The 20,720-nt window shown below is 67.9% G+C and carries 17 protein-coding genes; 13 read left to right on the top strand and 4 right to left on the bottom strand.

The annotated features are described in order from the left end of the window. Positions 1–12: 12 nt before the first annotated feature. A complete protein-coding gene (locus tag ACIPRI_RS22020) occupies positions 13–3,618 on the top strand; it encodes a hypothetical protein (RefSeq protein ID WP_446623621.1) in 3,606 nt (1,201 codons plus the stop codon). A gap of 5 nt (positions 3,619–3,623) precedes the next feature. Here the strand turns inward: ACIPRI_RS22020 and ACIPRI_RS22015 are convergent, their stop codons facing one another. After that, entirely contained in the window at positions 3,624–5,333 is a 1,710-nt protein-coding gene (locus ACIPRI_RS22015) for a hypothetical protein (RefSeq protein ID WP_446623620.1), read from the bottom strand. A gap of 171 nt (positions 5,334–5,504) precedes the next feature. Here ACIPRI_RS22015 and ACIPRI_RS22010 point away from each other — a divergent pair, with 171 nt between their 5' ends. The 11 genes from ACIPRI_RS22010 to ACIPRI_RS21960 all read left to right on the top strand — a co-directional run bounded on the left by ACIPRI_RS22010 (position 5,505) and on the right by ACIPRI_RS21960 (position 14,259). Continuing rightward, on the top strand, positions 5,505–6,176 hold the full coding sequence (locus tag ACIPRI_RS22010) for an amino acid ABC transporter permease (protein ID WP_446623619.1): 672 nt from the start codon (positions 5,505–5,507) through the stop codon (positions 6,174–6,176). A gap of 12 nt (positions 6,177–6,188) precedes the next feature. Then, positions 6,189–6,842: an amino acid ABC transporter permease gene (locus ACIPRI_RS22005; RefSeq protein ID WP_446623618.1), complete on the top strand. Its 654-nt coding sequence runs from the start codon at positions 6,189–6,191 to the stop codon at positions 6,840–6,842. A 51-nt stretch (positions 6,843–6,893) separates the two neighbouring features. Then, positions 6,894–7,697, top strand: a complete 804-nt coding sequence (locus ACIPRI_RS22000; protein WP_446623617.1) for a transporter substrate-binding domain-containing protein — start codon at positions 6,894–6,896, stop codon at positions 7,695–7,697. Positions 7,698–7,723: 26 nt separating this feature from the next. Then, complete coding sequence (locus ACIPRI_RS21995) at positions 7,724–8,494, top strand: amino acid ABC transporter ATP-binding protein (protein ID WP_446623616.1); 771 nt, start codon at positions 7,724–7,726, stop codon at positions 8,492–8,494. 24 nt (positions 8,495–8,518) lie between these two features. Next, positions 8,519–9,277 carry a sugar phosphate isomerase/epimerase family protein gene (locus tag ACIPRI_RS21990; protein WP_446623615.1) on the top strand — a complete coding sequence of 253 codons (759 nt, stop codon included), beginning with the start codon at positions 8,519–8,521 and terminating at the stop codon, positions 9,275–9,277. Beyond that, a complete protein-coding gene (locus ACIPRI_RS21985) occupies positions 9,274–10,242 on the top strand; it encodes a sugar kinase (protein ID WP_446623614.1) in 969 nt (322 codons plus the stop codon). Before ACIPRI_RS21990 ends, ACIPRI_RS21985 begins: the two co-directional genes overlap by 4 nt. Further along, a complete protein-coding gene (locus tag ACIPRI_RS21980; protein WP_446623613.1) occupies positions 10,242–11,237 on the top strand; it encodes a 2-hydroxyacid dehydrogenase in 996 nt (331 codons plus the stop codon). The genes ACIPRI_RS21985 and ACIPRI_RS21980 overlap by 1 nt, the downstream gene beginning before the upstream one ends. A 55-nt stretch (positions 11,238–11,292) precedes the next feature. After that, positions 11,293–12,351 carry a LacI family DNA-binding transcriptional regulator gene (locus ACIPRI_RS21975; protein ID WP_446623612.1) on the top strand — a complete coding sequence of 353 codons (1,059 nt, stop codon included), beginning with the start codon at positions 11,293–11,295 and terminating at the stop codon, positions 12,349–12,351. 68 nt (positions 12,352–12,419) lie between these two features. Continuing rightward, complete coding sequence (locus ACIPRI_RS21970; RefSeq protein ID WP_446623611.1) at positions 12,420–13,301, top strand: NAD(P)-dependent oxidoreductase; 882 nt, start codon at positions 12,420–12,422, stop codon at positions 13,299–13,301. Between the two features lie 89 nt (positions 13,302–13,390). After that, entirely contained in the window at positions 13,391–13,579 is a 189-nt protein-coding gene (locus ACIPRI_RS21965; protein ID WP_446623610.1) for a hypothetical protein, read from the top strand. After that, a complete protein-coding gene (locus ACIPRI_RS21960) occupies positions 13,579–14,259 on the top strand; it encodes a redoxin domain-containing protein (protein WP_446623609.1) in 681 nt (226 codons plus the stop codon). The genes ACIPRI_RS21965 and ACIPRI_RS21960 overlap by 1 nt, the downstream gene beginning before the upstream one ends. Here the strand turns inward: ACIPRI_RS21960 and ACIPRI_RS21955 are convergent. After that, complete coding sequence (locus tag ACIPRI_RS21955; RefSeq protein ID WP_446623608.1) at positions 14,256–18,419, bottom strand: chemotaxis protein CheB; 4,164 nt, start codon at positions 18,417–18,419, stop codon at positions 14,256–14,258. The two genes, ACIPRI_RS21960 and ACIPRI_RS21955, sit on opposite strands and share 4 nt — an antisense overlap. Before the next feature lie 51 nt (positions 18,420–18,470). Next, complete coding sequence (locus ACIPRI_RS21950; RefSeq protein WP_446623607.1) at positions 18,471–19,064, bottom strand: hypothetical protein; 594 nt, start codon at positions 19,062–19,064, stop codon at positions 18,471–18,473. A 392-nt stretch (positions 19,065–19,456) separates the two neighbouring features. Here ACIPRI_RS21950 and ACIPRI_RS21945 point away from each other — a divergent pair, with 392 nt between their 5' ends. Next, positions 19,457–20,134, top strand: a complete 678-nt coding sequence (locus ACIPRI_RS21945) for a hypothetical protein (protein ID WP_446623606.1) — start codon at positions 19,457–19,459, stop codon at positions 20,132–20,134. Positions 20,135–20,180: 46 nt separating this feature from the next. Here ACIPRI_RS21945 and ACIPRI_RS21940 read toward each other — a convergent pair whose 3' ends face one another. Next, complete coding sequence (locus ACIPRI_RS21940; RefSeq protein WP_446623605.1) at positions 20,181–20,528, bottom strand: hypothetical protein; 348 nt, start codon at positions 20,526–20,528, stop codon at positions 20,181–20,183. Positions 20,529–20,720 lie beyond the last annotated feature (192 nt).

Raw genomic sequence — 20,720 nt, 5'->3', positions numbered from 1 at the left:
TGTGGGGGCTCGATGGAAGAAGCCATCCGGGACATGGTGAGCACGCGCCGCAAGGCGCTGCATGGCAATGACGGCGGCCGTCGCGCCTGGGGGCTCGCGCTCTCGGGCGGCGGCATCCGCAGCGCCACCTTCTGCCTGGGGCTCATCAAGTCGCTGGCGCAGCACCGGCAGCTGCTCGAGTTCGACATCGTGTCCACCGTCTCCGGCGGCGGCTACGTGGGCTCGACCCTGGGCCGCATGTGCACCCGCGCGCAAGACCCGGACGGCGTGCGCGCAGTGGAGGGCGCCTTTGCCGAAGTCGACAAGGTGCGCTTCGGCTGGTGGCTGCGCGGCAACGGCCGCTACCTGATTCCCGGCGGCATGCGCGACACCTTGTTCGCGGTGGCGCTGTTCCTGCGCAACCTGCTGGGCACGCACATCGAGCTGGCGATTGCCGCCACCCTGGTGGGCCTGGTGCTGGCCGCCATCAACCTGGGCGCCTGGGAGATCATGGCCGGCCTGATCGACCTGGACAACGCGCAGCAGGTGATCGCGCCGGTGCGCTGGGCCACCCAACTGCCCACCCTGTGGCTGGCCGCCTTGATACCGTGGCTGGCCTCCATCGTGCTCGCCGACGGCTACTGGGCGGTGCGCGACCGCAGCACCACGGGCGGCACGCTGGGCCAGGTGGCGCTGTGGGTGGTGCTGGGCACCGGGGCCTGGTGGGTTGGCCCGATCCTGGAGGAGCGCTATGGCGGCCCGCTGTGGCTGGCGCCGGTCTTCATCATCTTTGCCGCCTGCTGGGTGCTGGCCCTGTTGTGGGTGCTGATCTGGCGCAGGCTCGGCACGAGCCCCGGCGTGTTGCGCAACGAGCTCACCGACGGCCTGGCCTCGGTGCTCTACATCGTGCTGGTCATCGGCCTCCTGGGCCTGCTGGACTGGGCGGCCTGGTGGCTGGCGGCGCACACGCGCGAACTGCGCGCCTCCTATGGCGGCGTCCTGCTGGTGGTGGCCGGCGCATTGCGCGCCGTGCTGCCCATGCTGTTCACCGGCAAGCGGGAGGCGCCGGGCATCGGCAAGAGCCTGATGATGGCGCTGGCCAGCATCTTCGGGCTGGTGGTGGCCTTCTGCCTGGCGGCCTGGTGGATCGGCGTGCTGTACGCGGCGGTGCTGCTGCCGGTGTTCACGCCGCAGGGGCTGGAGTTTTCGCGCGGCTGGATCTGGCTGGGCACCATCGGCGTGGTGATCGGCACCTATGCCCTGTGCACGGGGCGCAACTTCGGCTTCCTGAACGCCTCGTCGCTGCACATGTTCTACAAGGCGCGCATCGTGCGCGGCTACCTCGGCTCGGCCAACAGGAAGCGGCTGGGGGCGGACCCGACGGCGGCGGTGTCGGGCCTGGCGCCGCCCAGGGTGCCGGTGGGCGAGGTGGAGGAGGACGACGACATCCTGCTCGCCAGGTACGCGCCGCACCAGCATGGCGGGCCGGTGCATCTCATCAACGTCTGCATCAACCAGACGCACGACCCCAAGCAGCAGCTGTTCAACCGCGACCGCAAGAGCCTGCCGCTCACCGTGGGGCCGCAGGGCTGGATGCAGGCGGTCGGTGCGCCCTGGACGCAGGCCAGGCCCAAGGGCGCGCTCACGCTGGGCGCCTGGGCCGCCATCTCGGGCGCCGCCTTTGCGCCGGGTCTGGGGCGGCTCACCAAGCGCGGCATCGCGGCGCTGTCGGTGTTTGCCGGGCTGCGCCTGGGCTACTGGTGGGACAGCAAGGAAGCCGGCCTGGTGCAGCAGGGCGCGGCGCGCCGGGTCAGCACCTTGCTGATGAAGTCGCGCTTCATCCTGTTGGAGTGCTTCGGCGCCTTTCCCGGCAGCGGCTCGCCCTACTGGTACCTGAGCGACGGCGGCCATTTCGAGAACACGGCCGCCTACGCGCTGCTGCGCGAAGAGGCCGAGCTGATCGTGATCGCCGATTGCGGCGCCGATCCGGACTACCGCTTCCATGATCTGGAGAACCTGATCCGGCGCGCGCGCATCGACCTGAACGCCGACATCGATTTCCTCAAGCCCAACAAGAACGCCAGCTGGGGGAAGCTGGGCCAGTTCGGCTCGCTCAACGACCTGGCTTCATCCAGCAGCCAGGCCTGCCTGGCGCTGGCGCGGGTGACGTACGCCAGCGGGCTGCGCGGCCACATCCTGCTGGTCAAGCCCAATGTGTCGTCCGACCTGGCGGTGGACCTAGTCAACTTCAAGGCGGCCCATCCGCTGTTTCCGCAGCAGCCCACCACCGACCAGTTCTTCGATGAGGCACAGTGGGAGTGCTACTTCCGCCTGGGCGCGGCGATCGGCGAGCGGCTGGATGGCGAGATGTTGTCGCGCGTGGCGCAAGGCGTGCCCGGCCTGTTCGCGGTGGACGACGGCCAGCCCGGCACGGTGGCGGCGGCCATTGCGTCCGCCGCCAGCGGCAACGGCAGCGTGTCCGGCGCCGTGGCGTCCATGGGCCGGTTGCAGGCGCGCGTGCTCAAGGCCGGGGCCGTCACCGCGTCGCTGGGCATCGGCACGGCAGCCACCTTCGGCGTGGCGCTGTGGCAGAGCATCGATGCCTTGCGCACCGAGCAGGACAACAAGCAGCGCGCCGAAAGCGCCGCCTTCAAGGAGCTGACCGAACGCTGGGCCAAGCTGCGCGCCGGCAGCGGTGGCGCGAACGAAGCCACTTCGCTGCTGGCCGCCGAGCTGCTGCGCACCGGCGACCTGCTGTGCCGCCAGGGCCGCGAGAACTTCATGGCCAACTTCAAGCTGTCGGTGCAGATCGTCGACGACGCCAAGGCCGCATGCGCCAACGACCCGCCGCGTCGGCGCACGCCGGCCTGCCAGCGCCTCCTGGACCGCAACAACGGCATCGAATGCCTGCAGCCCGCGAGCGCGCCGCCCTGCACGCCACGCTACTGGGCGCGCGACTACACCGGCCGCACGCCGCCGCAGGAGAACTGCAGCGGCTTCGGCAGCGGCTCGACCTCTTTCGTGACGGCGCTGGTGGCGCGCGCCAACGTGCCCTTCCGCATCCGTTTTCGCGAAGTGGCACCACCCGCAAGTACCCCGCCGGTGGTGGCAACGGCGCCCCCCGCCATGCCGGGTCCGTTGCCGGCGCCCGAGACGCCGCCCACAGCGGGCGCTGAAGAAGAAGCTGCCGTGTCGCCGGAAGTGGCGAGCGCCACACCGCCGCTGGCGCCGCCCGCGCTGGCAGCGCCGCCGCCGAACGTCTGTGGCGGCGCCCTGGTCTACATCCAGGTGTACGGCCAGGAGATGCGCGAGGATGCGCGCGCGTTTCGCAAGCCATGGCGCGCACTGGGTGCCACGGTGCCGCCGGTGGAGGACGTGCTGGAGAGTTCGCGTGCGGCAGGCCGGGCGCCGCCGGCCGGGCATCGGCAGGCCACCATCCTCTACCACGACGGCGCGCAATTGCCTTGCGCCGAGGCCATGGCGCGCACCTTGTTGCCGCCGGTGACGCGCTGGTCCGTGCGGCCGCTGGCCAATCACGTCCGCGGTACGCCCGGCACCATCGAGGTGTGGTTGCCGCGGCCGATGCCGAGTGCCCAGGCGGCCCGGCAGGCCGCGCCGGCCAGCAATGAGACCTATTGAGTGCGTCAGTCCGCGCCGCGCCGCCAGACGTTGACGAAGGCGTCCACCTTGCCACGCAGGGTCTGCCGGTCATCCGACAGCGCATCGATGAAGTCCGAAAGGCGCTTGGACTTGATCATGGTGTAGACCGTGAGCCAGGTGGTCAGCGTGCCCACGACGGCGAACCAGAAGACCTTGGTGATCAGCGGCGCATCGGCCTCGGCCAGCAGGTTCATGCCCAGGAAGCCGGTGGTGATGGTGCCGATCAGGCCGAACAGCGTCACCACGGTGAGCCGCACCACGGTGTTGGCCTGGCGGCGCAGGCTGTCGGTTTCCAGGTAGCTGTTCATGTCGTTGATGCGGTCGCGCACCTCTTCGTACAGCTCGTCCGTGCCCAGGTGGCGCGCGCACAGGTGCGACAGCGCCTTCACCTGCGCCTGCTGCGAGATCTCGTGGAACCAGTAGCGGTGCGTGAAGCGCAGGAAGCGCTCGAAGCTGGCGCGGATGGCCCGCTTGAAGCGCTTGACGCTGGGCGTGCTGTGGATGTCCAGCCGCTTGAGCGCTTCCACCAGCTGGTCGGAAAACATCAAGAGCGATGCCTTCTGGAAATGCGCGATCAGGAACAGCAGGAAGTGCTGGTGCCGGAACTGCGCCAGCACGCCGCGGTCGCGGCAGCCGTAGAACTGCGAGCGCGCATCACCCACCACGATCAGCGCATGGCCGTTGCACAAGTAGCGCGTGTTGGGCGCGGCGCCGGTGTCGGCCCAGAAGCGGTCGTAGCAGTACCGGGCCTCGAAGTCGGCCAGGTGCTCTTCGCCATAGGGCAGGGCGCCCTGGCCCTCGGCCGCGCCGGTGACCAGGCCCAGGCGGATGAAGTCGGCGCGTGTCAGCTTGCGCGGGTCGTCGAGGGCCAGGTAGGCCATCATCGGCATGCGGTAGTACTCGATCTGCCGATAGCGCAGCAGGCCCGGTTCCTCGGTGTGCTCGGCCACCAGCGGCTGCATCACGTAGGCCCAGTGGCTGGCGGTGCGCGGCGACCGGTGCCGGGCCACGTGCTGCAGGAATGCCTCGCGCTGCTGCACGTCGGAAGCGGCCAGCACCTGCCCCTGTGCATCCAGCCATTCGACGCTGGCCATGCAGTGCAGTGCGGCGCCGCTTGCATCCCAGCCGGCCGGGTAGGCGCGGCCGAAGCGGTAGAGCATCTCCTGTGCCTGCGCCAGGCTGAGATCGTTGACGCCGACCTCGACGTTGAGGATCACCACGTCCACGTCGAAGAAGAAGTACAGGTCGATGTGCACCACCTCCAGCGTGATCGGCGCATCGCCCCGACGCGGCACCACGCGCAGCGCGGCGATGTCGCGCCGCCGGAAGATGCGCATGGGCGATTCGATCACCTCGTCGCTGGCCCCCGGGCTGGCAGCGCCGGCTTCGCGCCGCGCCCGGCCTTCGCCGTAGAGGAACTGCTGCACGTAGGGCAGGAAGCTCACGAACTCGTTGTAGTGGCGCTCGTGAAAGTCGTCGATGCCGCCGGTGTATTCGTCGAATACCTCGCGCCAGGGCGAGGATTCGCCCAGCTCGCGCAGCAGCTGCAAAGAAGGCTTGCGCGGCTGCCCCGGTTCGTGCTGATGCATCAGGCGCAGCGGCCACAGAAGCACTTGCCGCAGGTGCTTGACGACGGGTGCCGCGGCCCCTTCGGCCGCGAAGCTGGGAATCGACTCGGCAGTGGCGCTTTGCATGGGCGCAGTGTAGGCGCGGCCTTTCGAGATCGCACCGTGCCGCCGACTTCCGGTCGGTACAAACCCTAGATGGTGTGAAACCGGTTTCAGATAAAGTCCGACGCGAGCCTGAACAAGACCCTGACTGCAAGAGACAACCGGCGCTCCCGCTCTTTTTCTCCCATCTCTCTCATGAACTACCAGTTTCAGTTCGAGGCGGTGTTTGCCGCCTGGCCGCTGCTGCTCAAGGGCACCTGGATCACGATCCAGCTCTCGCTGCTGGCCACCTTGCTGGGCCTTGCCGTGGCCATCGTCTGCGCCTGGGGCAAGACCTCGGGGCCGACGTGGCTGCGCTGGGTCGTCAACGCGTACATCGAGGTCATCCGCAACACGCCCTTCCTGGTGCAGCTGTTCTTTTTCTTCTTCGCGCTGCCGGCCATCGGCCTGCGCTGGTCGCCCTACACCGCGGCGCTGACGGCGATGGTGGTGAACCTGGGCGCCTATGCCACCGAGATCATCCGCGCCGGCATCGAATCCATTCCCAAGGGACAGATCGAGGCGGGCAGGGCGCTCAACCTGAAGGGGTGGGAGATCTTCCGCTTCATCATCATCAAGCCGGCGCTCAAGGCCATCTACCCGGCGCTCACCAGTCAGTTCATCTTGCTGATGCTCAGCTCGGCGGTGGTGTCGGTGATCTCGGCCGACGACCTCACCTCGGTGGCGGCCAACCTGCAGTCGCAGACCTTCCGCAGCTTCGAGATCTACATCGTGGTGGCGGGCATCTATTTGGCGCTGGCGCTGGCCTTTTCGGCCCTGTTCAAGCTGATCTACCAGCGCACCCTCAACTACCCCGACCGTCGATAAGGGAGAACCGACATGCGTACCTTCGGCTTTCCCGAATTTCTGTTCATCCTCGAAGCGGCCAAGTGGACCTTGGCGCTGTCGGTCATCGCCTTTGTCGGCGGTGCCCTCCTGGGGCTCGTCATTGCGCTGGCGCGCACCTCCGAGAACCGCGCGGCGCAGATCCTGTCGACCGGCTTCATCCAGATCTTCCAGGGCACGCCGCTCTTGCTGCAGCTCTTCCTGATCTTCTTCGGCGCGCCGGTGCTCGGCTTCGACATCAATCCGTGGATCGCGGCCGGCGTCGCGCTGATTCTCAACAGCGCGGCCTTCCTGGGCGAGATCTGGCGCGGCTGCATCCAGGCCATTCCGCGCGGGCAGACCGAGGCGGCCCATGCGCTCAACCTCGGCTATGTGAGCCGCATGCGCGACGTGGTGCTGCCGCAGGCCTTCAAGATCGCGCTGCCGCCCACCGTGGGCTACGTGGTGCAGATCATCAAGGGCACGTCGCTGGCCGCCATCATCGGCTTCACCGAGATCACGCGAGCCGGCCAGATCATCAACAACGCCACCTTCCAGCCGCTGCAGGTGTTCACCACCGTGGCAGCCCTCTATTTCGCCATCTGCTGGCCGCTGTCGCTGCTGGCCGCGCGCATGGAGCGCAAGCGCGCGCTGGCGCTTGCGCGCTGACGGTGCGTTCCTTTCGCCTTTCTTGACCTCAACCTACGGAGACTCGCCAACATGACCGCATTCATCACGCGCCGCGCCGCCACCGCCACCCTGGCCGCCCTGAGCCTGGGCGTTGCCCTTGCCAGCTTCACGTCCGCCGCCTCGGCCCAGAGCCTGGCCGACATCAAGAAGAAGGGCGAAGTCACCATCGGCATGCTGGTCGACTTCCCGCCCTACGGCACCACCAACGCGCAGAACCAGCCCGACGGCTACGACGCCGACGTCGCCAAGCTCCTGGCCAAGGAGTGGGGCGTCAAGGCCAACATCGTGCCGGTGACCGGCCCCAACCGCATCCCCTTCCTGCTGACCAACAAGGTCGACCTGCTGGTGGCTTCGCTGGCCGTGACGCCCGAGCGCGCCAAGCAGGTGCAGTTCTCGCAGCCCTACGCGGCCGCCACCATCGTGCTGTACGGCAAGACCGGCGCGCCGATCAAGAGCGCGGCCGACCTCAAGGGCGTGCGCGTGGGCGTGGCCCGCGCCAGCACGCAGGACGTGGTGGTGACCCAGTCGGCGCCCGAAGGCACCGAGATCCGCCGCTTCGACGACGACGCCTCGGCCATGCAGGCGCTGATGTCCGGCCAGGTCGACGCCATCGGCTGCTCGGTGACTGTGGCGGCGCAGATCGCCAAGCGCGTGCCGGCCAACACCTTCGAGAACAAGTTCACCCTGAAGCAGCAGGCCATGGGCATCGCCATGCGTCCGGGCCAGGAAGAGCTGGTGAAGAACGTGAACGATTTCGTGGCCAAGAACAGCGCCAATGGCGAGCTGAACAAGCTCTACCAGAAGTGGCTCGGCGCCGACTTCCCCAAGTTCTGAAAAAAAGAGAAGCCAAGGACCGCGACATGACGGGAACTCACACGATCGGCACCGAGATCATCCGGCTCGAGGGCGTGAACAAGTGGTATGGCCAGTTCCAGGTGCTGACCGACATCGACCTGTCGGTTCGCGCGGGCGAGCGCATCGTCGTGTGCGGTCCCTCCGGCTCGGGCAAGTCCACCCTGATCCGCTGCATCAACCGGCTGGAGCAGGTGCAAAAGGGCCGCATCGTGGTGGACGGCCTCGAGCTCACCGCCGGGGGCAAGAACGTGGACGCGGTGCGCGGCGAGGTAGGTATGGTGTTCCAGCAGTTCAACCTGTTCCCGCACCTGACCATCCTGCAGAACTGCACCCTGGCGCCGATGCGCTCGCGAGGCCTCTCCAAGGACGAGGCCGAGGCGATCGCGATGAAGTACCTGACGCGCGTGCGCATCCCCGAGCAGGCCAACAAGTACCCCAGCCAGCTGTCGGGCGGCCAGCAGCAGCGCGTGGCCATTGCCCGCGCCCTGTGCATGACGCCCAAGATCATGCTGTTCGACGAGCCCACCTCCGCGCTCGACCCGGAGATGGTCAAGGAAGTGCTCGACACCATGATCGGCCTGGCCGAAGATGGCATGACCATGCTGTGCGTGACCCACGAGATGGGCTTTGCGCGCAGCGTGGCCGACCGCGTGATCTTCATGGCCGACGGCAAGATCGTGGAGCAGGCAGCGCCCGAGGAATTCTTCCGTCAGCCCAAGGATGAACGCACGCGGCAGTTCCTGGGGCAGATCCTGAGTTCGCACCACGCTCATTGACTGAAGAGCCAAGAGGAGACACCGATGCCACCTGTACTCGTATCCCTCGCCGCCTTCGGCGCCGCCGAAGTGAGCCGTCATGGCCAGCCCTGGTTCGCCCGGCTGGCCAGCGAAGCCGGCGCCGATGGCGTGGAAGTGCGCGGCGAGCTGCTGCGAGATGACGACCTGCATGAAGAATTGGCGCTGCTGGCACCCTTCACCAGCGTCTATTCCGAGCCGATCGGCCTGTGGACGGCCGAAGGCGAACTGGACACCGGCGCACTCGAGCGCGCCCTGACCCGCGCCAAGGCGCTGGGCGCGCCGCGCATCAAGATGTCCATCGGCGGCTGGCACACGGCCGAATCGCGCTATTCGCTTGGCGACCTGGCCGGCATACTTTCCGCGGCCAAGGTGGAGCTGCTGATCGAGAACGACCAGACCGAGAGCGCCGGCACGCTGGACGCGCTGCAAGCCTTTTTTGCCAGCGCCGATTCCGCCGGCCTGGATCTGGGCATGACCTTCGACATGGGCAACTGGCACTTCGTCGGCGAATGCCCCCTGCGCGCCGCCGAGGCATTGGCGCCGCGCGTGCGCTATGTGCATTGCAAGGGCGTGCAACGCCAGCCGGCCAAGTGGGTGGCGGTGCCCATGACCCAGTCGCAGGCGCCCTGGCGCGCCGTGCTTCGGGCGCTGCCGGCCAACGTGCCCCACGCCATCGAATATCCGCTGGCCGGCGACGACCTGTTGGCCGTGACGCGCGATGAAATCGCACACATCCGTCTCTTGCGCGCTCCCGCTTCATGACTGACGCCTCTTCTGCTTTTGCCCCTTCTTTCGACGTCGCGCTGTTCGGCGAGGCCATGCTGCTGCTGGTGGCCGACCGTCCCGGTCCCATCGAGGATGCCGCGGCTTTTCACAAGCGCACCGCCGGCGCCGAGACCAACGTGGCCATCGGCCTCGCGCGCCTGGGCCTGAAGGTAGGCTGGGCCAGCCGGCTCGGCACCGATTCGATGGGCCGCTCGCTCATCGCCAGCATGAAGGCCGAGGGCATCGACTGCTCGCACGTCATCTGCGACGCGTCGCAGCGCACCGGCTTCCAGTTCAAGGGCCGCGTCACCGACGGCAGCGACCCGCCGGTGGAATACCACCGCAAGGGTTCGGCCGCCAGCCACATGGGGCCCCAGGACGTGGACGAGGCCTGGCTGCGCTCGGCGCGGCACCTGCACGCCACCGGCGTGTTCCCGGCCATCTCCGACACCAGCCTGCAGGCGGCCATCAAGTCGATGGAGGTGATGCGCGCCGCCGGCCGCACGATCTCCTTCGACACCAACCTGCGGCCCACGCTGTGGCCCTCTACCGAGGTGATGCGCCACTGGATCAACCACCTGGCCGCGCTGGCCGACTGGGTGCTTCCGGGCATCGAGGAGGGCCTCTTGCTCACCGGCGAAAGCACCGCCGAAGGCATCGCGCACTTCTATCGCAAGCTCGGCGCCAAGCTGGTGGTGGTCAAGCTCGGCGCGGCCGGCGCCTACTACGACGGGCTCGATTGCGGCACCGGCCATGTCGATGGCTTTCCGGTGGAAAAGGTGGTCGACACCGTGGGCGCGGGCGACGGCTTTGCCGCCGGCGTGGTGAGCGCGCTGCTCGAAGGAAAGAGCGTGCCCGAGGCCGTGCGCCGCGGCGCCTGGATCGGCGCCCGCGCGGTGCAGGTGCTGGGCGACACCGAAGGCCTGCCGACGCGTGCCGAACTCGAGGCGGCAGGGCTGTGATGGGCGAGCCGAAGAAGGTCCTGGTCTTTCGCGAGCTGCCCGACGACCAGCTGGCGCGCCTCACCGCCGCGCATGACGTGACGGTGGCCAACCCGCGCATCGCCGCGCAGCTTGCCGCCTTCGAGGCCGCGCTGCCACAGGCGCAGGGCCTGATCGGCTCCAGCTTTCCGGTCGACGCGGCGCTACTGGCCAAGGCGCCCAAGCTGGAAGTGGTCTCCAGCGTGTCGGTCGGTGTCGACAACTACGAACTGGCCGCGCTGCACGTGCGCGGCGTCCTGTTGTGCCACACGCCGGGCGTGCTGACCGAGACGGTGGCCGACACGGTCTTCGCCTTGCTGATGGCCACCTGCCGCCGCGTGGTGGAGCTTGCGAACCTGGTGCGCCAGGGCCAATGGCACAAGAACATCGGCCCCGAATTTTTCGGGCACGACGTGCATGGCAAGACGCTTGGCATCCTGGGCTTCGGCCGCATCGGCCAGGCGCTGGCGCGGCGTGCGGCGCTGGGCTTTGGCATGCCGGTGCTCTACAACGCGCGCCGTCCGGTCGATCTGGCATCGCAGGCGCCCGAACTGGCGGGCCGTGCGCACTACGCCGCCTTCGACGAACTGCTGGCACGCTCCGACATCGTGGTGGCGATGCTTCCGCTGTCCGCAAGTACGCGCGGCCTGATGGACGAGCGCGCCTTTGCGCAGATGAAGCCGGGAGCCGTCTTCATCAACGGCGGGCGCGGTGCCACCGTGCGTGAAGATGCCTTGCTGGCGGCGCTGGACAGCGGCCATCTGCATGCGGCTGGCCTGGACGTATTTGCCACCGAACCGCTGCCCCTGGATTCGCCCTTGCGCACGCACCCCAAGGTCACGGCCTTGCCGCACATCGGTTCGGCCACGCACGAAACGCGGCATGCCATGGCGGTGCTGGCCACCAGCAACCTGCTGCAGGCGTTGGCCGGCGAGCGGCCCGTGGCCTGCTACGACACCGGCGCAAGCGATCGATGAGCCGCCGGGCCGCTCCCAAGGCGAATACCGTCGCGCGCAGCGCGGAGGTTGGCGAATGAGCACGCGCGATTCGGTTCAACGCCCGGCCGGCCGCGCCACCATCGCCGACGTGGCGCGCGCGGCGGGGGTCTCCAAGGCCACCGTCTCGCGCTTTCTCAACCATCGCGAACGCCTGCTGAGTCCCGACATCGCCGCCAAGGTCGAAGCCGCCGTGGCGGCCCTGGCCTATGCGCCCAGCCCGATGGCGCAGGCCCTGAGCCGCGGCCGCTCGCGCCTGATCGGCCTGGTGGTGGCGGACGTCAGCAACCCGTTCTCGGTGGCGGTGCTGCGCGGCGCCGAGAAGGCCTGCCAGGAGGCCGGCTACCTCCTGATGCTGTTCAACCTGGGCAACGACGGCAGCCGCGAGCGCGAAGCCATCGATGCGCTGGCGCGCTACCAGGTGGATGGCTTCATCCTCAACACGCTGGGCCGTGGCGCCTCGGCGGTGGATGCCTCGGCCCTGCACGGCAAGCCGGCGGTGCTGGTGGACCGGCGCCATCCGGCCATGCGTGCGGATTTCGTCTCGCTGGACAACGCCGGCGCCATGCAGGCGGCGTGCACGCACCTGGTGGAGGGCGGCTATCGCGAGCTGCTCTACATCAGCGAGCCGTCCAAGGGCGTGAGCTCGCGGCGCGAGCGCATTGCCGCCTTTGGCGATTGCGTGCAGGCCCATGCGCCGGGCGTGGCTGGCGAAGTTTTCGAGAGCCAGGACGAAGACCACAAGGATGCAGAGGTCGAGCTCGACGCTGCGCTGCTGGCGCTCAAGCGCAGCGCAAAGCGCGGCAAGGGCGCTGCCGTGCTCGCCGGCAACGCGGTGGTCACCTTGCGCGTTGCGGCCGCGGTGGCGCGCCTGGGCTGGCAGTTCGGCCAGGACATCGGCTTCGTCGGCTTCGACGACACCGAATGGGCGGCGCTGATCGGCCCAGGCCTCACCACCATCGCGCAGCCTACCGACGCAATAGGCCACGCTGCCGCCAGTTGCCTGATCGAACGCCTGCAGGGCTTTGTCGAAGCGCCGCGGCAATTGCTGCTGCCGGGGCAACTGCTGGTGCGCGGGTCGTCGCGCGCGGGCTGAATTCCCGACACGCTCAACATAGATGCCAGCGTGCACCGGCAGGCCTTTCACTGAAAATCGGACCCGCCATGACCTCTTGCGAAAAACCACAACTGACCTTCCGCGTCGCCATCATCGGCGTCGGCATGATGGGCACGGCCATCGCGCAACGCTTCATCGATTGCGGCCACCACTTGAGCCTGTACACGCGCAGCCCCGAAAAGCTGCTTCCTCTGGTGGCTCAAGGCGCCCGCGCTGCCGAATCGGCGGCCGACGCGGCGCGCGGCTGCGACTTCGTCATCACCTGCGTGAACACGGCCGACATCGTGCGCAGCGTGGTACTGGGCCCTGGGGGCGTCGCCGAAGCCATGGCACCCGATGCCGTGCTGATCGACATGTCGTCGATCGATCCGGCTTCCACACGCCAGCTGGCCCAAGCGCTGCGCGAGCGCTGTCAGGTCGCGTGGGTCGATGCGCCGCTTTCGGGCGGCGCAGCCAAGGCAGAGAAAGGCCAGCTCACCGTCATGGCCGGTGGTGACGCCGATGCGGTGGAACGCGCACACGCGTTGATGCAGGATCTGTGCGCCAACTACACCCGCATGGGCCCCAGCGGTGCCGGGCAGACCACCAAGCTCGTCAACCAGGTACTGTGCGCGCTGGGGTTCCAGGCCGTGCGCCTGGCCGAGATGGGCGGTGTCGACGCCGGCGCGCTGGCCGTTGCCTTGCGTGGCGGGCGGGCCGACAGCAACTTCCTGCAGGAATTCGCGCCGCAGATGGCGGCGCGCAACTACCTTCCCACGGGCAGCCTCAACAACATGCTGAAGGATCTGAACGGCGTGCAGAGCGTGGCGCACTCGGCTGGCCTCACGCTTCCACTTATTACCACGGCCAGGCAGGTCTACGGTACGCTGGTCGACGCCGGCCTCGGCACCGCGCAGGTGGCGGAACTGATGCGGCAGTTCGACGAATAGGCGGGCCAGACAACAGCGGCGATCCTACGAGGAGCCTTGACGGCCTCCCGACTTGCGCGTGAAATCGTTGCTTGTCGACGGAGGTCTCGATGCAAAGCATCTCATTGACTTCAACAGCCGCTGTCTGCGCTTCCGTGGCGGCCGCTCCATTGATGCTGGCCATCTCATTGACCGTGTTCGTCTTGCTGATGGCGGCCTATGCCTGCTTTGCGTTGCAGGCGCTCGTGCGGCAGCAGCCGTCGTCCCTTCGGGCATTTTTCTACGACGCGTGGAAGTGATGACAGACCAGAAACGCCCCCTGCAGCCTGGAGAGCCCGCGCCCGCCTTCGCGCTTCCCGCGGTCAAGCCCGAAGAGGGAACGGTCTCGCTGGAGAGCTTGCGCGGCCGCCCCTTCCTGATCGGCTTCTATCGCGGGCTGCATTGCCCGTTCTGCCGCCGCCAGGTGCTGCAGCTGGCCGGCATGCAGCCGGCCTTGCGCGCCCTGGGCGTCGAGACCCTGGCCGTGATCAACACGCCGCTGGAACACGCCCGCCTTTACTTTCGCCACCGGCCGACGCCGGTATCGCTTCTGTGCGATGTGCAATGCGCCACGCACCGGGCGTATGGCGTTCAGTATCTGGAGTTCCTGCCCGATGGCACCGGCGAGCGGCACGAATGGCCCTATCGCGCCAGCATGGCGCAGTTCGAGGCGGCGCGCATCAATCCGACCGGCGAGCTGCCCGAGCCGATGCAGCCCATGGAAGCCAACGGTGTGCTGAATGCCAAGGACGGATTCGAGCTCCAGGAGCCCGACGCGGCCATCTTCGCGAGCTATGGCACCCAGCTGGTCGGGCACTTCCTGGTGGATGCGGCAGGCATCGTCCGCTGGGTGCAGATCGAAGCGCCCGACGGGCCGGGCGGCCTGTGCATCTTTCCGAATGCGGCGCAGTTGATCGCCGCGGCCGGCAGTCTTGCCTAGGAGTCCGCCGCAGCCTGCAGGCTCGACAAGGCGTTCTTCAGGTCTTCCACAGACGTGGGCTTGGACAGGTGCCCGTCGAAGCCGGCACTGGAGGCGCGCTCGGCATCCGCGTCCCGGCCATAGCCGGTCAGGGCCAATGCCCGGATCCGGCCGACGCCGGGAAGGCTTCGGACCTTGGCAATCAACTGGTAGCCGTTCATCTGCGGCATGCCGATATCCGAGATCAGCAGGTCGTACTTGATCGTTCCGAGCTTTTCGAGCGCGATGGCGCCGCTGCTGGCAACGTCGACTTGCGCATCTTCAATTTCCAGGAGGTCCTTGAACAGCATCAAGGTTTCCTTCGAATCGTCGACCAGCAGGATGCGCAGGCCGGACAGGATGTTGCCGTTGGCACTTTCCAATGGCGGGGCCGCGCGCTCCCGCTCCGGATGCGTCATGGGCAAGGTCACGACGAAGGACGCGCCGCGGCCAAGGCCTTCGGAGCTGGCGCGGACCTCGCCGCCGTGCGCCTCGACCAGTTCGCGGACCAGGGCCAGGCCGATGCCCAGGCCTCGTTCTCCAGCGTCATGGGAGAACCCTGCCTGGTTGAACATCTCGAATATGTGCGGCAGGGACTCTGGGTCGATGCCCTTGCCGGTGTCTTCCACCGACAAGCGGCAAAGCTCGGCTTCAGGGTCGATGTCCAGGCTGACGGTCACCTGTCCGCCGCGCGGCGTGAACTTGATCGCGTTGCTCACCAGGTTCCAGACGATCTGCTGCAGCCGCACCATGTCGCAGCGAACCAGGACCGGCTTGCTCGTCGATTCGAAGCCAATCCGGATCCCCTTGGCCTGGGCGTCCGTCTCGGCCGCGCGCACGATCGCCGCGACTGCCTCGTTGATGACCAAGTCTTCGACGCGAAGCGCCATCTTGCCCGTGCGCGCCCGGGACAGGTCGAGCAGGTCGTCGATGATCTTTGCCTGGCTGCCGGCGGCACGGTGGATCGCCTCGCCGGCTCGCGCCACCGCCGGAATCTTGCGTGCATCGGGCAAGCGCATCAGCAGCTGGGCATTGACGTGAATCAGGTTCAGCGGGTGCTTGAGCTCGTGCGACATCACCGCGAGAAACTCGTCCTTGAGCGCAATGTTGGCCTGCGCCTGCTGCCGCATGGTCTGCTCCTGGCTCAGCAGCAGCTCCTTGGTCGTCGCCAGTTGCTTGTGCTCGGTCATGTCGCGGGCAATCTTGTAGTAGCCCGTCTCGCCGGCATGGTTCAGCGACGCCATCACGCCGCTGCAGAAGAAGGTGCTGCCGTCCTTGCGGCGATGCCAACGCTCGTCTTCGGCGCGGCCGTGGGCCAGCGCGCGTTCCATCTCCACGCGCGGTATGCCATTGGCGCGGTCCTTGTCGGTGAAGATCAGGTCGATCGGCTTGCCGACGATTTCGTCCTCGCGCCACTGGAACATGCGCATCGCCCCGGCGTTCCAGGCGGTCACGATGCCAGCGTCGTCGGTGGTGATGATGGCGAAATCTCGCGTGACCTCCGCCGCCAGGCGCAGCCGCTCTTCGCTCATGCGAAACTTTTCTTCCGCCGCGTGCAGTGCCGAGACGTCGACGAAGGTGAGCACGGCCCCGACAATCTTGTCTTCGTTGGTCCGATAGGGCAGGAAGCGGGCCAGCAGATGGCGGCCATCGGATGCGCGCACGGTGCGCTCCACCACGCGCAGATCGACGAAGGCACGCTGTGCATCTTCGCCAAGCGTGGCGTAGTCGAGCTTGTGGGTGATGTCCAGGAGTGGCCGCCCCACGTCCGTGGCGATCAGGTTGAACAGCATGGCCGCCCGGGGCGTGAAGCGCTTGATGTGCAGCCCACGGTCCACAAAGATGGTGGCGATGTCGCTGGACGCGATGAAGTTCTGCAGGTCGTCGTTGACGCGGTCGGTTTCTTCGACCTTCATCTTCAGCTCGAAATTGACGGTGGTGAGTTCCTCGTTGGTCGCCTGCAGTTCTTCCTTGCTGGTTTCCAGCTCTTCGGTGGCCGAGCGCAGCTCTTCGTTGATGGCTTGCAGCTCCTCGTTGGATGCCTTCAGCTCCTCGGTCGATGTCTCCGAATGCTCGATGGTCTCTTGCAGGTGCTGCTTGAGCTGACGGTTTTCCTGTTCGAGATGCGCCACCAGCTTGCGGGTTGCGCCGTCCAGGGACACGCCTTCTTCGATGGGCGGCTCCGCCGGCGTCTCGTCGAACACGATCAGGGCGAGCTCGGCGCCATCTTCCGCCTTGAAGGGGCGCACCGAGATATGCACGCTGCGCAGACTGCCCGCGCGCTCGATCCGGACGTTGCGCACTTCCACGTTCTGGTGCGATTGCGTCGCGGAATACAGGGCGCTGCGCAGCTCCAGCCGAAGTTCGGGGCTGACGTTGGACAAGAGGTTGTGCGTGGGCGGGCCGCTGCCGTGCTCCATGTACAGGCCCGCGCCCTCGGACAAGTGCAGGATGTTGAGCTGGGCATCCACCAGCACGCTGGGCGGAAGCAGCTGCTCGAGCGAGTGGCGATGGATCTCGGCGTTGCTGGGCGGACGACGCTCGCTCACGCTGACCGACATTGCGTTGTTGCTGCTGCGCCGTTCCAGCGGCGGCGCCACCAGGGTCGGCAGGTTGCGCACGGCGGTGCCGCCGGGCACGGCACGGTAGATGCGGTGCTTCTTGTCGATGGGCACGAAGCCTTCGCCCGCGGCATCGGTCGACTCGGAAACGCCCAGGAACAGCGTGGCGTTGGGCTTGAGCGCAAAGCGGAACATGTCCAGGATGCTGCTCTGGGCGCGCCGCTCCAGGTAGATGAGCAGGTTGCGGCAGCACACCAGGTCCAGCCGCGAGAAGGGCGGGTCGCGCAGCACGTTGTGGGCGGCGAACAGCACCTTTTCGCGCAGCGACTTGACGACCCGGTAGCTCTCGCCTTCCCGGACAAAGAACTTGGACAGCCGGTCGGGCGAGACGTCGGCGGCGATGGCCCCGGGGTAGAGGCCGGCACGCGCCACGGCGATGGCGTGCTCGTCGATGTCGGTGGCGAAGATCTGGAAATCAGCGGCCACGCCATGCACGCGGTCGATCTGCTCGCGCAGCAGGATGGCGATCGAGTAGGCCTCCTCGCCGGTGGCGCAGCCTGCAACCCATACCCGTACCGGGTCATCGGCGTTCTGACGGTTCTCGAACAGACCGGAGATCACCTCGGCCTCGAGCGCCTGGATGGCCTCGCGATCGCGGAAGAAGTTGGTCACGCTGATCAGCAGGTCTTGCAGGAGCAACGGCGCCTCGGCCGGGTTCTGCCGCATGTAGTCGCGATAGGAGGCCAGATCCGGCAGCCCGTTGACCTGCAGGCGCCGCTCGATGCGGCGCAGTACCGTGGCCCGCTTGTAGTGCTTGAAATCGTTGCGGGTCTGCAGGCGCAGCAGGGTCATGATGTCGGCCAGCGCGGTTTCGGCGCGCAGGGACGCGCTGCGTCCCTGCTCGGCTTGCGCGTCGAGCTGGTGCGCGACATCGGCCGGCATGCGGATGCGGCGGATGTTGTTGCACAGCTCGTGCAGGCGCGCGGCCAGCTTGTCGGTGGGCAACACGATGTCGACCATGCCGGTGGCGATGGCGGCGCGCGGCATGCCGTCGTACTTGGCGTGCGTGGGGCTTTGCGCCAGCGTGATGCCGCCGGCTTCCTTGACGCGGGTCAGGCCGACGGCGCCGTCGCTGCCGGTGCCGGACAGGACCACGCAGATGCCGCGATCGCCGTGCACATCGGCCAGCGTGCGAAAGAACAGGTCGATGGCCGCATGCGTTCCGCCACGCACGCGCTGCGAAGGCCGCAACTGCAGTTGGCCGTCGTTCATGGCGAGGTCGTTGCCTGGCGGGATGATGTAGACGTGGTCTTGGCGGATGTGCTCCGTGCCCTGCACCTGCACCACCGGCATGGTCGTTACCCGCTGCAGGATCTCGGCGACGTTGCTCTCGTGGGTCGGGGACAGGTGGAGGATCACCACATAAGCCATGCCGCAATCGGCCGGGATGTGGGTGAAAAATTCTTGCAACGCCTCCAGCCCGCCGGCCGAGGCACCGAGGCCGACGACCGGGAAATCAAGGGTGCTGACTGCCACGTTCAGCGTTTCGTGATCGGCAGGAGACGGGCTTTCAGATGCCATTGGCATCTCCGGAGTTGACGGGCAAGTAGGTGGGCGCGCATCACTCGGATCTTAAGCTTCTACGGGACGCCAGGACGGATTCCCTGATGCCCTGGGCGCATGGGGCAACAGGGGTATCGGCTTGCCGATTTCACCGCCCCGGGCCGCCGCCGCCACCGCCGGGGCCGCCGCCACCACCGCCACCGGGGCCGCCGCCACCACCACCGCCGCCGGGACCACCGCCACCGCCGCCAGGACCGCCGCCACCGCCACCGCCAGCCCCACCGCCAGCCCCGCCCCCAGCGCCACCCCCAGCGCCACCCCCAGCGCCACCCCCAGCGCCACCACCAGCGCCACCACCAGCGCCGCCGCCGCCACCAGCACCGCCGCCTCCAGCACCGCCGCCTCCAGCGCCCGCGCCGGCTCCACCGCCTCCAGCGCCACCACCAGCACCAGCGCCGCCGCCTCCAGCACCGGCACCACCGCCTCCAGCACCGGCACCGCCGCCTCCAGCTCCCGCGCCGCCACCTCCAGCACCTGCACCAGCGCCGCCGGCTCCGGCTCCGGCTCCGGCTCCGGCTCCGGCTCCGCCGCCACCAGCACCTGCGCCAGCACCAGCACCAGCACCGCCTCCAGCGCCCCCGCCAGGCGCGCTGTCACCGGCATTGGCCGTCGCCGCTGCGATGCCTGCGGTGGAGACCGCGGTCGTCCCCTTCTGGACAGTGACCGGCGGCTGTTGAGCCACCGGCGGCGGTGTGCTGGGCGCCGTTGCCGCGACGGCGGCAGCGGGAGTGGTGGGCGACCCTTGCCCGGGACGCCGCGAGGGCACGCAAAGCGCCTGGCCGCTGGGATCGTCGGCGTCGCACAGCGAAGGGCCACGCGATGCCTCACGCGCGTCCGTGGGACCGGAACGGGCTGCGCCGCGCGCCTGGAGTTCGGGCGCGAGGGTGTAGTTGTAGGCGCGCGCCGTGCGTGCCTGCTGCGATGCTGGCGCGACGGGCGCGGCCCGGCGTGTGGCGCGAGGCGTTGCGGCCGTGCCCGCGGCAGGTCGCGCAGGCGTGCTGCTTTCCGGCGCCGCAGCGGGGGCCGGGTTGTCCAGCACGAGCCTGTCCTGGCCCGGAGCGTCGGGCCGCTGCGGCGCCTCCCGCACGGGCGCCGTGTTCGTCGCTTCGCTCGGGGCCGGGTCGGGTGGCATCACGTCGGCGGGCGGCAGGGATGACACCTGGACTGCCTTGCTTTCCGGTGCCGCAGGTGCCGGCGGCGCGGCCAGTTGCTCGAGCAATACGGGCGGCGATGCCAAGGCGGGTGGCGCCGCTTGCACCGACAAGCTCGCCTGCTCGGCGGGTACGGGCGTCGACTGCCGCGCCGGATCGATGCCGACGGCAGGGCGGCCCCAATACCAGAGCAGGGAAGCGCCCACCAGCATCACCAGCACGATGCCAACCCGGATCGTGGCCGAGTCGCGATTGCCCTCGGCTTCGGAGCTGAATACGGAATCGAGATCGAGATCGGTACTGGATTCGGGGTCAGGCTCGACCGCGGCCTTGCTGCGCCAGGCCGGCCTCACCACGCGTTCCAGCCGTGGCTGCCGCCATGGCTGGTCGAGGGTTCCCGACTCGAGTGCGACGACCGACGCGATGCGCGTCGCTTTCGCGGCATCGGGACCGCGCAAGATGTCGAAGATGGTCGTGCCGGACACGACGCCCGAGAACCTGCCGGCGCAGCCGCGGCAGTAGCTGGCGCTGTCCTTGTTGGGCGTGTGGCACGACCCGCAGAACTTCGTCATTCCAGTGCGTCCGCAGGCGAAGCGAGGTGCGTGGCGAAGGAACGGTGAGCTTCATGACATCGGCCGGCAAACTGGCCGACAAGCGTGGCAACGCCCGTTGCCCACAGGAAGAGGCGCGGCGGCGCGCTTTCCATCTCGCATTCGAGGGCCTCGCTGGCATAGAAGGCGGGCAACTTGTGGGCGCAGCATTTGCACAGATGGGCCGAACCCATGTTGATGGTGTTGCAGACGTCGCAGACCTCGGCATGAGCCCACCCGCTGGTCTGCAATCTCGCCAGATCGATCAGGTTTCCAAATGCGCTTTCCGAAAGCGCAGGGCTGGGAAATGAAGCGGCAGAAGCCATGAATGCTCTCCTCGCGGCAAGGGGCAAGCTGGGAAAATTTCACATGAGTAATGCATTTATCTTATTGTTTGGCTGCGCCGTCTGTAAGACGACTGCTGATGGCGATGTCAGGAGGCAAAAGAGGCAACAAGCTGATGCTTCTACCCAACGCATATGTCCACGAAATCCAAGGGATCGAGGCGCGCTGAAGGC

It is taken from the genome of Variovorax sp. LARHSF232 (assembly GCF_052871435.1).
The sequence above is the reverse complement of the archived record's forward strand: the minus strand, read 5'-3'. Positions and strand labels throughout refer to the sequence as shown.